Raw genomic sequence first — 16,141 nt, forward strand, 5'->3', positions numbered from 1 at the left:
TCTCTATTCTTTTTTATCCATTAAAAAAGACGTTAAAAATAACGCCTTTTTGTTTTTATAATGTTTCTCTGTCTTGTCTCATTTTCACCTTCAGGAATCGGATTAATATCAATCCTGCGCCGAAGAACAATGTCATGGACAAAGCTGCAATTCGCATATTATTAAAATGCTCAATTAATGTAGCAAAAATGAAAGTACCAATAATGATCGCGATTTTTTCCAATACATCATAGAAACTGAAATAAGTAGTGTTTTCCATAGAATTTTCCGGAAGCAACTTAGAGTAAGTAGATCTGGACATCGCCTGAAGACCTCCCATTACCAATCCTACTACGGCTGCTACTCCATAGAACTGATATTCTACTGTTGGATTTTCCTTGTTCAGGAAATATGCCCAAATACAAGCAATAATCCATAAGAAAATAGCGATTGAAATTACGTTTCTGTTTCCTATTCTTTTTGATAATCTTGAGAAAATCACCGCTCCTATAATAGCTTCAATCTGGATTACTAAAAGCGTTCCAATCAGTTTATCCTGAGCTAAATTGATCTCACTTTTTCCAAATAAGGTAGCCATAAGGAAAATCGTCTGCATCCCGACACTGTAAAAGAAAAAGCTGGATAAGAAGAACTTCAGGTTTCTATCCTTAAAAAGTTCTCCACCTACTTTATACAATTCATGAAAACTTTCTTTGGCAATATCCTTGTAAAAGCTCATGTTATCTTTTAACACTTCAAAGAATCCACCTTGTTCTTCATGTTTTTTAAAGATATTTTTATAGTTTAATAATACAAGATCTTTAGGCAGCTTCTCTTTTACATCTCCAAATTGAGGAAGGTGCTTAAAGGTATATTGAGAAAACCCAAACCACCATGCGCCGGTCAATAGGAAACTTATTCTTGTAAATAATAACTGTTGCGCTGCTCCTTTTGCAAAAATCTGAATTAATACTAAACAAATTACAACAAGCACTACCGAACCGAGGTATCCATAAACGTACCCTCTTGCAGAAAGAGCATCCTGTCTATCCGGTGTTGCAATATCGGGAAGGAAAGAGTTGTAAAAGACCAAACTTCCCCAGAAGCCGACACTTGCTGTAATACTGAATAACAGCCCCAGAAATACATTATGCATTCCTGTGAACATCGCTAATCCCATACAGGACGTTGCTCCCAGGTAACAGAAAAACTGTAGAAATGATTTCTTATTTCCGATAGTATCTGCCAACGAAGATAAAAACGGAGACAATAATACTACGATAAAGAATGAGATGGTTAATGAATATCCATACACGGCATCCGGCTGGTATTGGTTTCCGAAGATTTTGATCGAATGCCTCACCGGGACATCAATCCATTTTTTTGTTTCCGTCACAAATTCTTTTTTCTCATACGCAGTAGTAAGAATAGAGTAATAAATGGGGAAAATGGTGGAAGTAATAACCAGGGAATACACAGAGTTTGCCCAGTCATATACAGCCCAAGCTTTCATAATCTTCGGATTATTTTTTATGTTGTTGGGTTGTCGATTCTCAGTTTCAGACATTTCAAATAAATATTAGTAGCACAAAAATAGAAAAACCATTAAGAAAAGGATAAGTTTTTAAAAAAATTATCGATTCCTTAATGGTAATATATTCTAAAACAGAATATTAGATATTTTCAATCACGATTGCAGAAGCACCTCCACCTCCGTTGCAGATAGCTGCAGCACCGTATTTGGCATTATTTTGTTTCAATACGTTGATTAATGTAACAATGATTCTTGAACCTGAACTTCCTAGTGGGTGTCCTAATGCTACCGCTCCACCGTTTACATTTACTTTAGAAGCGTCTAATCCTAAGATTTTGTTATTAGCTAACCCTACAACCGAGAAAGCTTCATTAAATTCGAAGAAATCGATATCTGATATTTCTAATCCTGCTTTTTTAAGAGCGATAGGTAAAGCTTTAGCAGGAGCAGTGGTAAAGTTCTCAGGTTCCTGTGCTGCATCAGCGTAAGAAACAACCTTTGCTAATGGTTTTAATCCTAGTTCTTCCATTTTCTCTTTAGAAACAAGGATTAAAGCAGATGCTCCATCATTTAATGTCGATGCGTTAGCCGCCGTTACAGTTCCTTCTTCTTTCTTGAAAACTGTTGGAAGGGTTGTAATTCTGTCGAAGTTTACTGCTTTATACTCTTCATCTTCAGCAAAAATTACAGGCTCTCCTTTTCTCTGTGGAATAGAAACCGGTACGATTTCGTCGTTGAATTTTCCTTCGCTCCAAGCTTTTGCAGATCTTTTATAAGATTCTATGGCAAAGTTATCCTGATCTTCCCTTGTAATGTTATAATCAACTGCGCATTTCTCTGCACATACTCCCATGTGTACTTTGTTGTATACGTCTGTAAGACCATCCAGTACCATACCATCCAACATTTTGATATCTCCCAGCTTTGTAGCTACCCTTGCATTATAATAGTGAGGAACCAAAGACATATTTTCCATACCTCCGGCAACAATTACTTCTGCATCACCAGCTTTGATAGCCTGTGCAGCCATTGTTACAGCTTTCATTCCTGAAGCACATACTTTATTGACTGTAGTGGAAGGGGTATTGATAGAAAGACCTGCTCCTAAAGCTGCCTGACGAGCCGGCGCCTGGCCTTCTCCTGCCTGTAGCACATTCCCCATATAAATCTCCTGTACATTAACAGGATCTAAACCAATTTTATCTAATGCTCCTTTTACAGCAGTAGCTCCCAATTTAGTAGCCGGAACTGTTGACAAACTTCCCATAAAACTCCCCATAGGGGTTCTTACTGCGGAAACAATGAATACTTCTTTCATGTATATAATTTTTATTTTAGCCAAAACGAAGCCTGAGCTTCATCTTTATAATTCAATTTATTTTACTTTTATGTACACAATATTGAATTGAGTGCCTTCAATCTTTGTACTAACCTTCAACAGATTGTCCTGAGTGGCTACCACTTGATTATTGAAAACATCTCCAATCTGTACGGGATCATTCTTATCTGACTTCTCTATAACGATTGACTTGTAATTGCAATCATCAATAAAAACCAACGTAGATTTTATGTAATCTTTCCCATTGTTAAAATATTCAGTCTGAATATTATCTTTAATAGTCATGTGCCAGATAGATTCAGGGTAATTAGCCCTTAGAAACTTTCCTTCTTTTATATTGGTACATTTCGTCGGATTATCCGGTTTTTTCTGCTCTGTTTTCTGAGATTTGGCCTGTGCAGCCATCAACAATAATACCCCAGCTAAAGATACTTTTAAAAGGTTCATATTATATTTGAGTTCGTTGATTTACTTTTTTATTATTTCCTGCAAAAACCATAAGAAAGGCTCCTAAAAATTCTATTATCCAGCCCCACTTCAGTTTCACAATTCCTGCAAAAGTTTCTCTCCATGATTTAAAGGGTAAAAAACTGAAGTAATCTAAAGACTGTAATTTAACAGCCACTAAAGTGAATGCAAATAAAAGAATAAGCAGGATGCCAAAAAACCTTACGATTTTAGCACTGTTATTGACAATTCCAAAGACTGCACATGCAGCAAGAATCCAGCATGCAATAGCCAAATAATGGTCTAGTTTCCAATAATTCCAGTTTCCTATGATAGGTACATGTACTAAAGGCAGAAAACTTCCTACAACCACTAATAACAATCCTAATAATTGAATATTTTTCATATTTACTAAAGTGCCAAAATACGAAAAAAAACACATTTCCAAATCATCTGTTATCAAACAAATATTTTCAGTACCTAACAGTCATTAGCCACAATAAAATTCTTTTAATTTTAAATATTTATCAAAAATATATCAATTATCTTGATGAATTACAAACAGCCAATTATCATTATACTAATTTTTAAATCACATTTTATCCTTATCAGCACATTAGCATGATTATGATATGGTTTAAAATAAAAAAATTGCACTTCCTTACCGAAAGTGCAATTTTATATTGTATTGCTATTAATTAAATTAGTGTTTCACTGAAGAGACGTCTTCAGGATTATGTTTATGTTTAAATATAAACGCAAACAAAACAGCAACAACTAGGGCATAACCTGCAAAAATATACCATGATATTTCCCATCCTTTAAGCTGTAATATCGGATCTGTCTGAGAAAAAACATAATGATTTACAACCTCTTGAGCAGCTAGCATACCAATTGTAGCACCAAAACCATTAGTCATCATCATAAATACTCCTTGTGCACTTGAACGAATACTTTTATCAGTTTCTTTATCAACAAAAAGAGAACCTGAAACATTGAAAAAATCAAATGCTATACCATAAACAATCATTGATAGTATAAACATCCAAACTCCTCCTCCGGGATTTCCTACTCCGAAAAGACCAAATCTTAAAACCCAAGCGAACATAGCCATTAGCATTACTTTTTTAATTCCAAATCTCTTTAAAAAGAATGGAATCAATAGAATACATGCTGTTTCAGAAACCTGAGAAAGTGAGATCAAAGCATTCGCATGATTAGCTCCCCAAGTATCTTTAAAAGAAGGAATATCTTTAAAACTTGTTATGAAAGGATTAGCATAGCCGTTTGTGATTTGAAGTGAAACCCCTAGCAACATTGAAAATATAAAAAATGTAGCCATTTTCTTGTCTTTAAACAAGCTAAATGCCTTTAATCCCAATGCATCATATAAGCTCCTTTTATCATCACTTTTATTAACCGGACATTCTGGTAAAGTAAATGAATATATGAATAATATTATTCCTAGTACCCCAGAAACAAAAAACTGCGAATAGTTATTCTGGAAACCCGTAAAGTCAACAAATAACATTGCACATATGAAGCCTATTGTTCCGAAAGTACGGATAGGGGGAAAAGCTTTGATAGTATCAAAATTATTATTAACAAGAATACTATAAGCTACAGAGTTCGACAATGCTATGGAAGGCATGTAAAACATCACACTTAAACTGTATAAAGTAAATAATTTGGAAAACTCAACATTACTGCCTGCTGACATTCCATAGTAGCCTGCAGCCACCAAAAAAACTGCTGCAAGTAAATGACATATTCCAAGTAATTTCTGAGCCTGAATCCATCGATCTGCAATGATCCCCATAATTGCAGGCATAAAAATAGAAACAATCCCTTGCATGGCATAGAAAAGCCCAATTCTAGAGCCTAAGCCTACAGAACCTAAATAGTTCCCCATGGAAGTTAGATAAGCCCCCCAAACTGCAAACTGAAGAAAATTCAGAACAGTCAGTCGTAATTTTAAATTCATAAGTTTATATAAAGTATCTCTTTTTAGTCAATTTTCTTTTTCCTCCTCTTGATTTCTTCCTGAATTTCAAGGGCGGTATCATAATCTTCTTCTTTAACGGCATCATCCAGTAATTTCTGAAGCTCCTCCATAGAAAGGGATTTTAAGTTGTCTTCAGCCTGCACTGTTTCTGAAAAAGTCTGCTCTTCTTTTGATACATCTTCCAGTTCCAATAAGATTCCGGCTTCATTCAGAACCTGCTGTGTGGTAAAGATAGGTGCATCGAATCTTACAGCCATAGCAACGGCATCAGAAGTTCTTGCATCAAGGATCAGTTCTTCTTCAGTGACTTTATTTTTAAAGTTGATATTTGAAAAAAATACCCCATCTACAATCTGGTAAATGATTACAGAAACCAACTCATAATTGGTCGAAACAATAAATTTTGAGAATAAGTCGTGGGTAAGTGGGCGCGGTGGATGGATATCTTTTTCCAGTCCAAGAGAGATAGATTGAGCTTCGAAATTTCCTATAACAACAGGTAATTTTATGTGTGTTTCCTCATGCTCCAGTAACAATGCGTACGCCCCCGATTGGGTTTGACTGTACGATATTCCGCGAATAATTAGCTGCTTATAATCCATAGCACAAATATAGATTAATTTTTTATTGTGATTTCACTTTTTTACACAAAAATAAAAGCCCGGAAAGCCGAGCTTTTATTGTATTGTATATGATTATTAATGGCTAATCATGAATTTTCTTTGCAAGTAAATTATTAAGAATTGAAAAGCAAAGTAAATTGACTATTCACCATTATATTTTATCCTTTGATTGCTTTAATTTTCTCTGTTAAAGCAGGAATAATTTGGAAAGCATCTCCTACTACTCCATAATCAGCAGACTTGAAGAAAGGTGCTTCAGCGTCGTTATTGATTACTACGATAGTTTTGGAAGAGTTAACCCCGGCTAAATGCTGAATAGCTCCTGAAATCCCTATTGCAATATAAAGGTTTGGTGAAATTGCTTTACCTGTTTGCCCTACGTGTTCTGTGTGAGGTCTCCAACCAATGTCAGAAACTGGTTTAGAACATGCTGTAGCAGCTCCTAAAACATTAGCTAAATCTTCAACCATTCCCCAGTTTTCAGGACCTTTCATTCCTCTACCTGCAGAAACAACTACTTCAGCTTCTTTAAGGTCTAATTTCCCTGAGCTTTGTTCGTGAGAAATTACTTTAGTATCATCATTAGCTACAGATAAGTTTTTCACTTCTTCTGAACCCGACACTGCATTCTCTTTAACACCGAAAGCATTTTGAGAAACCGTAACGATTACTCCGTTTCCTTCTGCTTTCGCATGCATAAATCCTTTTCCTGAGAAAGCTCTTCTCTTCACCTGGAAAGGCGAAAGGCTTTCAGGAGCCTCTAATGCGTTAGTAATTAAAGAATAATTCTTCATGATCGCTAGCATAGGAGCTACCGAAGAAGCATCTGTAGTGTGAGGAAAAACGATGATATTTCCATTAGCTACTTCATTTACAGCCTGTGCAAATGCTTTTGCTGAGAAATTTTTAAGACCTTCGTCTTTGATATTGATAACATTTGATGCTCCATATTTGTATAATAAATCTGAAGAATCTGTAGGGTTTACAGAGATCGCTGTAACGGTATCTCCTGCTTTATCTGCAACAGCTTTAGCGTAAGAAACTGCTTCAAAAGCTGCTTTTTTGTAAACTCCATTTATATTTTCTGCGTATACGAATACTGCCATTTTCTTAAATTTAAAGATTAAAAATTAAAGGATTACAAGAATTAGATCACTTTAGCTTCTTCGTGAAGTAATCTTACCAATTCATCCAGATTGTCCGGAGAAACCATTTTCACAGCAGCTCTTGGAGGAACACTGTCATAAGATACTCCCTGAACTTTAACTTCTGAAGAAGCCGGCTCTACCACCTGCAAAGGTTTTGTTCTTGCAGACATAATTCCTCTCATGTTTGGAATGATAAGGTCTTTCTCGTCTACTAATCCTTTCTGACCTGCGATAATTGCTGGTAATTTAACAGAAATAGTTTCTTTTCCACCTTCTATTTCTCTTACTGCAGTAGCTTCATTTCCATTTACATCTAATCCTACAGATGCGTTTACGAAAGGCTGGTTCAATAATTGAGCTACCATTCCCGGTACAGAACCACCGTTATAATCGATAGATTCTTTACCACAAAGGATCAAATCATATCCTCCGCTTTGAGCTACAGCCGCAATTTCTTTTGCTGTAGAATAACTATCCTTTGGATCAAGATTTACTCTTACTGCATCATTAGCACCAATGGCTAAAGCTTTTCTGATTACAGGTTCTGTACCAGCATCTCCTACATTGATTACTGTTACAGTTGCTCCCTGAGATTCCTGAAGTTTAACCGCTTTTGTCAACGCAAATTCATCTAGCGGATTGATAACCCACTGAATTCCGTTTTTGTCGAAAGCAGATTTATCTGCTGTAAAGTTAATTTTGGAAGTAGTATCCGGAACACTACTAATACAAACTAATATTTTCATGTGTACTATTTTATTTTTTCTCTTTTAGGCATAAAATCATGACACTTTATGCAGAGATTTTGTTTGAATTAATTTTTGCTAATATAAATAAAAAATATATTATGCATGCATAATACTTATTAAATTATTATTCAATACATTAGAAGTACTTATTTACCTGGTTTTGTTGCTCTAAACTCTATTTTACTAGGCAGAACCCTGGAATTCATCTTTAAAATATCCAATATCAGATTCCCCATATCTTCAGGCTGGATCTTCCAACTGTCTTTTTCTGAAGGTACATTTCCATTAAAATAAGTGGCTACTGATCCCGGCATAATTACGGTAGATTTGATATTGTACTTTCTTAAATCAATCATAGCTGCCTGTGTAAATCCTACAACTCCGAATTTTGAAGCATTGTACCCTGTTCCATTTTCAAAGAAATTAGCGCCCGCCAGACTTGAAATGGTAATATAATAGCCTTCTGTCTTTTTAAGTTCTTCTACGGAAGCTTTTAAGGTATAAAAAACACCGGTAAGATTGGTCTCTATCATATCATTCCATTCTTCAGCAGTGAGTTGATCTACAGGTTTGAATATCCCTAAACCAGCATTGGCAATCACATAATCCAGTCTTCCGAATTTTTCAATAATGTATTTTACCGCTTCTGCTTCACTCTCCAAACTTCTTACATCAGAAACAATTCCCAAAACGTTGTCAGAATACTGCTTAAGATCTTCTTCAGCTTTCAAGACATCTTCCCTCTTTCTTCCTGAAAATGCTACTGAAATTCCATTTTCAAGCAAAATTTTCGCAATCCCGAAACCTATTCCTTTGGTTCCTCCCGTTATATATGCTGTTTTGTTTTCTGACATTCTCTTCAAAATTTATTTCTCTAAAATAACAAAAACGCTCCAATTGAAGCGTTTTACTGATACTAAAATTTATCAGGTATTATTTTTTGATAACCTTCTCAGTAGTTTTACCTTCTTTTGTTTCAATGGTAATAATATAGTTTCCTGGATTCAGGTTTTTAACATTTATTTGGTCTCCATCCAAGTCAGCAGGTATCTTTCTTCCACTGCCGTCATAGATTTCGACTTTATTTGCTTTTTCTTTAGATTTGATATGAAGAACATCCATTACAGGATTAGGGTATAAAGTTAATGTTTTAGCATTTACCTTTGTTTCTTTAACAGACAATACCAATTCATCATTAATTTTAATATTATCAACATAAGCCGTACCTAACCCATTATTGTGAACAAACCGCAGTTGATCCATAGCAAGAGTGCCTGAAATGGGTTCGGTATAAATTAAAGTATCATTAAGATAATATCTGGTCTCCATTGCTGTGCCTACTATTTTAAATCTATACCATACATTGGGAGACCAAATTCCGGGTGTAGAAACCATATTCTGTACATTGGGATCCTTATTTAACACTTTTATGGCCCCTGTTTTTTCAAAATCCACCCTTACAACAGTCTTCTCATTAATATTATCTACTCCCTGAAACCCAAACACAGATCCGTTAAGTTGGGACATATTAATATCAAATGAAGCAGAAAAATTGGTACTGGTAAGGGGGATTATCAAGTTATAAAAACCACCAATAATAGGCTCCGACTGAACCCCATAAATAGATTCTCTTACAATCTTCAGAGCACTGCTTCCATCGGTTGCAACATCCGTACAGATGATCTGATTCATCACATTTTCAGGATTTCCTCCGGTTGGAGTACTGATCCAAGCTCCTTGCCCATTAATATTTCCAGCCGTAAATCCTTCGTTATCTTCAAAGGACACCGCTTGCTGGGCAAAGGAAAACAATGCTAACAAAGAGCACGCAATTAAGTAAATTTTTTTCATTAGTTTTCAAGTTTGGAATAAAAATATAAACTTTCCTTGAATAGTGAAATAACTATTTACAAATAAAAAATAAAGCTTTTATTATCAATGAATTTATTTTTAAACGCTTTAAAAATGGCACTGTTTAACACTATTTTTTCATGAAAAAGTGCCTCTATTGAAGCACTTTTTGATGTCTAATTTCTATTTTTTAATTATTTTACGGGAGTAGATTTTATTTCCGGTAGTAATTTTCAGCAGATAAGCTCCTGGCGGAAGTTGCTGCATATTAATTTTATTATCTGTTACTTCTACCTGAACTTTCTTTCCTGCCAGATCAAAAACTTCTGCTTTTAAAATCTTAGACTTTGTTTTCATGACTACATAATCACAGGTAGGATTAGGATAGATTGTTAACTCTTGTGCCAATCCCACCTCTAAAGTTCCAAGTTGAGACTGCTGAGTCAATTGAATGGTATCCAAAAGAAGTATTCCTATATCTCCGGTAGAATTAAATTGCCTGAAATAAATCTTAACACTCTGTCCTGCATACGCAGATAAGTCAACCGTTTTAGAATCTGCAACATCATCTACGGTTATATCTTCCTCAAGAATAGGTGTTTCTGAACCTGTAAATGTATCTCCTTCTGGTAAAACATACACTGCATAATGCTGCTGAGAGAGAAAAATTCCACCTCCTGTAAATGTACCTATCAAAAATGTTAAGGAAAAAGAATTCCCTGTTGGCAGATTGGTTACCGGAGAAACTAAAAGCTCATCAGAAATTGGACTTGATAACACCATTGCTGTTTTTCCTGAAAACCCCATAGCATCTACTTCCGGATCTTCATCTGCAACCGTCCAGGTTAGATAGGTTCCACTTCTATCAACTGCTTCCCAGCCCACAGGTAACGCACTGTTTGTTGACGAATCAAATGTTTCTTCCAGAATAACAGTTTGGGCATTAAACCTGAAAACTAGACTCAGTAATACGAATACAGTAAAAAATAATGATTTTTTCATAGAATGTTTATTAAAGATTATTATCAAAATAAGACAAAGGAAAATGATTCAAATAAAACGCTGATTCACTACACTTTATAATCAAAATTATTTCTCAAAAGGGAGAAAACAAAGTTTTAATGATAAAAAATAATAATCGTCCTTAAAAACAATAAAATACACTCTCAATCAAGATTATTTTTCATTACTTCTCATTATTTTCAAAAAAAACGATGTGTTTCTGTAAAGAAACACATCGTTTATAAGATTCTATGATATAAAATCAATATTTATTTTGAATAATTTTCAAAAAACAATGGAATACTTTCAATTCCTTTATAGAAATTAAATAATCCATAGTGCTCGTTTGGAGAGTGGATCGCATCAGAATCCAACCCGAAGCCCATCAATACTGACTTAGCTCCTAAAACCTTCTCAAACATTGCTGTAATAGGAATACTTCCACCACTTCTGTATGGTAATACTTCTTTACTGAATGCAGTCTCCATAGCTTTTTTAGCCGCTAAGAATTCTTTAGTATCGCTTTGTAACACGTAAGGCATTCCTCCGTGGTGAGGGGTTACTTTTACTTTTACAGTATCCGGAGCAATTTTTTCGAAATATTTCGTGAATTTTTCTGTAATTTCTTCAGGAGTCTGATAAGGAACCAAACGCATTGAAATTTTAGCAAAAGCCTTGGAAGGAATTACTGTTTTAGCGCCTTCTCCAGTGTATCCACCCCAAATACCATTACAGTCTAAAGTAGGGCGAATAGAGGCTCTTTCTAAGGTTGTATATCCTTTTTCCCCTTCAATATTGCTCAATCCGATTGACTTTTTGAATTCTTCAGGGTTATCCTTCAGTTTATTCATTTCTGTTCTGTCTGCATCCGATACAATCTCCACATTATCATAGAAACCGTCAATAGTGATATGTCCGTCTTCATCAATTAGGTTAGCAATCATTCTAGACAACACGTGAATCGGGTTTGGAACCGCTCCGCCATAAAGTCCTGAGTGAAGGTCTCTGTTTGGTCCCTCCACTTCTACTTCTACATAGCTTAATCCTCTTAGTCCTGTTGTAACAGTCGGCTGTTCATTGCTATAGATATGGGTATCTGAAATCAAAATACAATCGCAAGATAGCTTTTCTTTGTTTTCATTCACAAAGTCTCCTAAGCTTACAGATCCTACTTCTTCTTCTCCTTCCAGAATAAATTTAACGTTGCAAGGAAGCGTATTGGTTCTCATCATTGCTTCAAACGCTTTCAGGTGCATGAAGAACTGTCCTTTATCATCTGCAGCTCCTCTTGCAAAAATAGCTCCGTCCGGATGAAGTTCCGTTTTCTCGATATAAGGCTCGAAAGGTGGCTTTCTCCATAACTCCAATGGATCAGCCGGTTGTACGTCATAGTGCCCGTAAACTAATACCGTTGGTAGGTTTGTATCTATAATTTTTTCTCCGAAAACAATAGGGTAACCTTTAGTTTTGCATATTTCAACATTGTCAGCTCCTGCGTTCTTAAGGTGTTCTGCACATACATCCGCACACTTCAATACATCATCTTTATATGCCGGATCTGCAGAAATAGAAGGGATTCTCAATAACTCAAATAATTCATCAACGAAACGCTGTTTGTTTTCGTTGATGTAATTTAATGTCTCTTGCATTGTAAAATTTTATTTTGTTAAAATTAAAAAAAATGCACCGCTGGGCCAAGTAAAAACACAGGATTTTCTAAAGAAAAAGATTATTTCCTGATGATTGCCCCCTTTGTCATTTTCAAAAATAAAAAATGCCCTGTATAAAACAGAGCATTTTTATATGGTATACTAATTAATTAGTGTCCAGCTTTTGGAGCCTCTTCTTTTGTTTCAGCAGGCTTTGCAGCAGCAGTACTATCTGTTTTAGGAGCTTCAGGTTTTGCAGCTTCTTCCTTGTGTTCAGCAGCAGCCTCATGTGTAGCATGAGCTTCTCCACCCTGAGCATCGTCAGAATATCTATCTACTCCTTCTTCAAGTTTCAAAGTACCTTTATTTCCACCCTGCGGTACTTTTTTACAGCTTACAGCTACCGTTGCAATCGCTAAACATATAACTAATTTTTTCATATGTAAAATTTATTTTTTAAATGTCATATGGAATCGCACTATTTTAGTCTATTCTATTAAGCTAAACAGCGAGCGATTTCATGCTCTAATTTTTGATTGCCCAAAATTAAGAAATCCTGCTTCTTTTGGCAACATTTTTATACTGATTTTAAAATAATTTTCCCTTTTTTGGACTGTGTAAAAATAAGGTAGTTATTTCCACCATCTTTCAATCCGTATTTATTTTTGATTTCCTCAGGTTTTAAAGGATAGTTTTTTGAAATAATATTGTATTGCTCTTTCTTTTTAATCTTTTTAGAATCAATAACTTCCATCTCAAAAATTCTTCCGGGGAATTCGGTAATCCTTTCAGAAGAAGTATATAAATGAGTATTGGGATGTAATTTTTTAACCCCGAATTTTTCTGAAATTAAATTAAAAGTTCCGGCCTTTAAAATGGAATTATTAGGAATGTAGATGAATTTTTCAGGTTCAGAGTACTCCGATTGTGCACTTTCTTCATCCCCAAATGTGAAACCAAAGTCAGATTCTCCACTTTCAAGGTTCACACAGTTGCAAATAATCCTTTTCTTCTTTTCTCCAGATAAAAAGGCTACCACTTCTTTTACATCATTTTTAAGCCCAATAATATCAAGTCTGAAAATATTGGGTACTACTGAAACAAGATATTTCAGATCAATTAATGGTGAAAGCTTAATAATCACCTGATCTGATATTGACATCAATTTTTCCTGGATTTCAAGGATGTTCGGTGAAAGATCCTCCAAAAGAAAAACCTTGTTTTTATTCTGATCCCTTCGGGCCGGATCAAGATAAATGGTATCAAAATTTTCCTGATTTTCATTTAAAAAATCTTCCAATTTCTGATTGATAAATCTTGCTTTCTTCTCAAGAGTATTCCAATTGTGGGCAACAATCTCTAAAAGCTCTGTATTTTGCTCTATTAAAGTAATATCTTCAAAATTTTGAGATAGATAATAAGCATCAATTCCAAAACCGCTGGTTAGGTCAATAAACTTTTTACCTTTTAAAATTTCTGATTTATAAAGAGCCGTCTTTTCGGATGATGATTGCTCCATATTAAGCTGCGGTGGAAAAATAACTCCCTCCTTCAATAAGAAAGGAAACTTTTTCTCTGCGACCTGTTTTCCTTTGATCTGCTGTACAATTTCCTGCATAGAAACTTCAGGAAACGGAGATTTTTTTAATAGTAATGAGTGCAGATCTGCCTTTAGATTTGCATTGATATAGTTTTGAACTTCTTGTTTTAATATTGTATTTCCCACAGATCTCACGAATTACACAGATTCTTTTTTGTATTTAATCAATATTTCCGTTTATTTTTCTGATAATACTCTTATCTATATAATCTGTATTAAAATTTACTAAAATTCCTACTTTAAGATTTGTTAGCTTTAAATAAGTTAACAGTTGCTTGTGGTGAACATTAACTATTTCCGGTATTGATTTTATTTCGATAATAACCTTATTTTCTACAATTATATCGGCAATAAAGCTTGAATCAATAATAATGTCTTTAAATTTTATTGGAATAGGAACTTGTGTTTTAACACTTAGTCCATTATTTTCCAATTCAAATGCTAAAACTCTTTAATATACCTTTTCCAACAACCCTGGTCCCAATTCATTATAGACAGAAAATATAGATTTTCTGATATAAAAGCTAATCTCATTCTCATTCATTTGTGTTATGTTTAAATTTTACAGTCTTACCTATAAAATCTGTGTTATCTGGGAAATCTGTGGGAAATAATTACATCTTATTCAAACATTTCTGCCCAACGAACGGCTTTTATTTCTTTTTCGTTGTAAAGGTCACTAATGGACTTTTTAACGTCTAATTTTGGGTATAAATTAACCCCAATCAGTTTGATTTTTCCTTCTTCAATCCATTGTTGCTCTTCAATAGCATGGTCGTAGATCTTTTTCTGAACAACTCCCTGCTTTAAAAGTTCAAGATAGCCTCCGGCATCTTCCATTTCAACAAATAACCCCCAAGCCTTGTCTGCAATCTGTTGAGTAACATCTTCAATATAAAAGCTTCCGTTACCGGCATCTTCAAACACATTGATGATGCTTTCATACGCCAGAACAATCTGCTGCTTGAAAGAAATTTCCTCGGAGTTATCTGTACTTCTGTTTACAAGATAATTGTTTGTAAACACTGCATCTGCCCCACCAATCATTGCTGAAGCTAATTCTAATGTAGAACGGATCAGGTTGTTTTCATTATCAGAAACAGCCTTATTTCTAAGGGAAGTTTCTACAAAGATGTAAGGAATCTCATCTAATCCATATTCTTTGGAAAGCTGGTTAAAAACCATTTTAAAGGCTCTTAGTTTTGCCATTTCAAAGAAGTAATTACTTCCTACGGCAATTCTGAAGATTAATTTATTGAGAATTTCAGCTCCATATACTTCTACCAGCTCTTTTGTTTTTGCCAAGGCAATCCCTAATTGCTGATAAATAGCAGCTCCTGCATTCTGATGCAGTGAGATATCTACACAAATACTTCTTTTGAATCCTTTTGCCAATAATTCTTTTGCCAATTGATCGTCAATCATGGCATCTTTTTCATTGAAGACATCAATTAAAGAAAAATATTGATCTTCATCCTGAGGGGTAATATGTCCTGCAAGTTCTTTATTGTTGACAAAGAGGGTTTTCTCGCTCAGATTTTCTACATTCTGATCGAGTAAAAATGCAAATACTTCTTCTTCCAGACTTTCGTGATATCTAGCCACCAAATGGGTACTTTCTTCAACTCTTGGCAGATTTACCAAAGTTTTTTTAACCTCTGTATAGAAAGGTCTTACTTCTATTCCTTCCAGGTTTTCCTTTTCCAGAATAGGATAAATATCCTCTGTTTTAAGCTGTTTTTTTACTAAATTTTCCCAATTTGGAAGTGTAGCTGTATTTGACATTAGTTTTATTTAAATTGTGGGTGGGCAATGGCGAATTGATGAACTCTTCCCTATTGACGTATCCTATTATTATTTCTTAGCGACTTTTGTACTGTCGACTACCAAAATGAAGATTTCTTCATTGGGTTTCTTCATAAAATAATTTTCTCTTGCGTATTTTTCCTTTTCTGATTTGTTGTTCATCAACTTTTTATAGAAGGCATCGTTCTTTTCGTATTCTTTTTTATAATACTCCAATTGATCTTCATATTTATGAATCTCACCATTCAGTTCGTTAATTACAAGAAATGAGGTTTTGTCGAAGAAAACCATCCATACCAAAAACAGACAGATCGTAATGGTATACTTATTCAACACATATTTTTGGATAAGTTTGAATGTTTCAGATTTCGGCTGAATGTCTTTGATAAGGTTATTTTCTTCCATTTTT

Annotated in this window: 16 protein-coding genes and 1 pseudogene; all 17 read right to left on the reverse strand. The window is 34.7% G+C overall.

Annotated features, from left to right (window positions below; all coding sequences use genetic code 11):
* Nucleotides 1–55 precede the first annotated feature (55 nt).
* The 17 genes and pseudogenes from CHSO_RS14400 to CHSO_RS14480 all read right to left on the reverse strand — a co-directional run bounded on the left by CHSO_RS14400 (nt 56) and on the right by CHSO_RS14480 (nt 16,137).
* Nucleotides 56–1,546 (reverse strand): MFS transporter, encoded by a 1,491-nt coding sequence (locus tag CHSO_RS14400; protein WP_045497259.1) that lies wholly within the window; start codon nt 1,544–1,546, stop codon nt 56–58.
* A 106-nt stretch (nt 1,547–1,652) separates the two neighbouring features.
* The gene (locus tag CHSO_RS14405) at nt 1,653–2,831 is read right to left on the reverse strand and encodes an acetyl-CoA C-acyltransferase (protein WP_045497262.1); all 1,179 of its coding nucleotides are present in this window, start codon (nt 2,829–2,831) and stop codon (nt 1,653–1,655) included.
* A 57-nt stretch (nt 2,832–2,888) separates the two neighbouring features.
* Nucleotides 2,889–3,299, reverse strand: coding sequence for a hypothetical protein (locus CHSO_RS14410; protein WP_144428927.1), 411 nt, complete (start codon nt 3,297–3,299; stop codon nt 2,889–2,891).
* A 1-nt stretch (nt 3,300) separates the two neighbouring features.
* Nucleotides 3,301–3,705, reverse strand: a complete 405-nt coding sequence (locus tag CHSO_RS14415; protein ID WP_045497269.1) for a hypothetical protein — start codon at nt 3,703–3,705, stop codon at nt 3,301–3,303.
* Nucleotides 3,706–4,002: 297 nt separating this feature from the next.
* Nucleotides 4,003–5,283 carry an MFS transporter gene (locus CHSO_RS14420; RefSeq protein WP_045497271.1) on the reverse strand — a complete coding sequence of 427 codons (1,281 nt, stop codon included), beginning with the start codon at nt 5,281–5,283 and terminating at the stop codon, nt 4,003–4,005.
* A gap of 23 nt (nt 5,284–5,306) precedes the next feature.
* A complete protein-coding gene (locus CHSO_RS14425; RefSeq protein WP_045497273.1) occupies nt 5,307–5,906 on the reverse strand; it encodes a bifunctional nuclease family protein in 600 nt (199 codons plus the stop codon).
* Between the two features lie 179 nt (nt 5,907–6,085).
* The gene (locus CHSO_RS14430; RefSeq protein WP_045497275.1) at nt 6,086–7,033 is read right to left on the reverse strand and encodes an electron transfer flavoprotein subunit alpha/FixB family protein; all 948 of its coding nucleotides are present in this window, start codon (nt 7,031–7,033) and stop codon (nt 6,086–6,088) included.
* A gap of 41 nt (nt 7,034–7,074) precedes the next feature.
* Nucleotides 7,075–7,821 (reverse strand): electron transfer flavoprotein subunit beta/FixA family protein, encoded by a 747-nt coding sequence (locus tag CHSO_RS14435; protein ID WP_045497278.1) that lies wholly within the window; start codon nt 7,819–7,821, stop codon nt 7,075–7,077.
* 149 nt (nt 7,822–7,970) lie between these two features.
* Complete coding sequence (locus tag CHSO_RS14440; RefSeq protein WP_045497281.1) at nt 7,971–8,678, reverse strand: SDR family oxidoreductase; 708 nt, start codon at nt 8,676–8,678, stop codon at nt 7,971–7,973.
* A gap of 79 nt (nt 8,679–8,757) precedes the next feature.
* The gene (locus tag CHSO_RS14445; RefSeq protein WP_045497283.1) at nt 8,758–9,675 is read right to left on the reverse strand and encodes a T9SS type A sorting domain-containing protein; all 918 of its coding nucleotides are present in this window, start codon (nt 9,673–9,675) and stop codon (nt 8,758–8,760) included.
* Between the two features lie 183 nt (nt 9,676–9,858).
* Nucleotides 9,859–10,677: a T9SS-dependent choice-of-anchor J family protein gene (locus CHSO_RS14450; protein WP_045497286.1), complete on the reverse strand. Its 819-nt coding sequence runs from the start codon at nt 10,675–10,677 to the stop codon at nt 9,859–9,861.
* Between the two features lie 269 nt (nt 10,678–10,946).
* Complete coding sequence (locus tag CHSO_RS14455) at nt 10,947–12,326, reverse strand: dipeptidase (protein ID WP_045497297.1); 1,380 nt, start codon at nt 12,324–12,326, stop codon at nt 10,947–10,949.
* Between the two features lie 170 nt (nt 12,327–12,496).
* Nucleotides 12,497–12,766, reverse strand: coding sequence for a hypothetical protein (locus tag CHSO_RS14460; protein ID WP_045497300.1), 270 nt, complete (start codon nt 12,764–12,766; stop codon nt 12,497–12,499).
* Between the two features lie 137 nt (nt 12,767–12,903).
* Complete coding sequence (locus tag CHSO_RS14465) at nt 12,904–14,052, reverse strand: class I SAM-dependent methyltransferase (RefSeq protein ID WP_084220998.1); 1,149 nt, start codon at nt 14,050–14,052, stop codon at nt 12,904–12,906.
* A gap of 34 nt (nt 14,053–14,086) precedes the next feature.
* A pseudogene (locus CHSO_RS14470) lies at nt 14,087–14,470 on the reverse strand (GxxExxY protein).
* A 77-nt stretch (nt 14,471–14,547) separates the two neighbouring features.
* Nucleotides 14,548–15,711, reverse strand: a complete 1,164-nt coding sequence (locus tag CHSO_RS14475) for a methylmalonyl-CoA mutase family protein (protein WP_045497303.1) — start codon at nt 15,709–15,711, stop codon at nt 14,548–14,550.
* 69 nt (nt 15,712–15,780) lie between these two features.
* The gene (locus CHSO_RS14480; RefSeq protein ID WP_045497306.1) at nt 15,781–16,137 is read right to left on the reverse strand and encodes an FtsB family cell division protein; all 357 of its coding nucleotides are present in this window, start codon (nt 16,135–16,137) and stop codon (nt 15,781–15,783) included.
* Between the last annotated feature and the right edge of the window lie 4 nt (nt 16,138–16,141).

Source organism: Chryseobacterium sp. StRB126 (genome assembly GCF_000829375.1).
Taxonomy (GTDB): domain Bacteria; phylum Bacteroidota; class Bacteroidia; order Flavobacteriales; family Weeksellaceae; genus Chryseobacterium.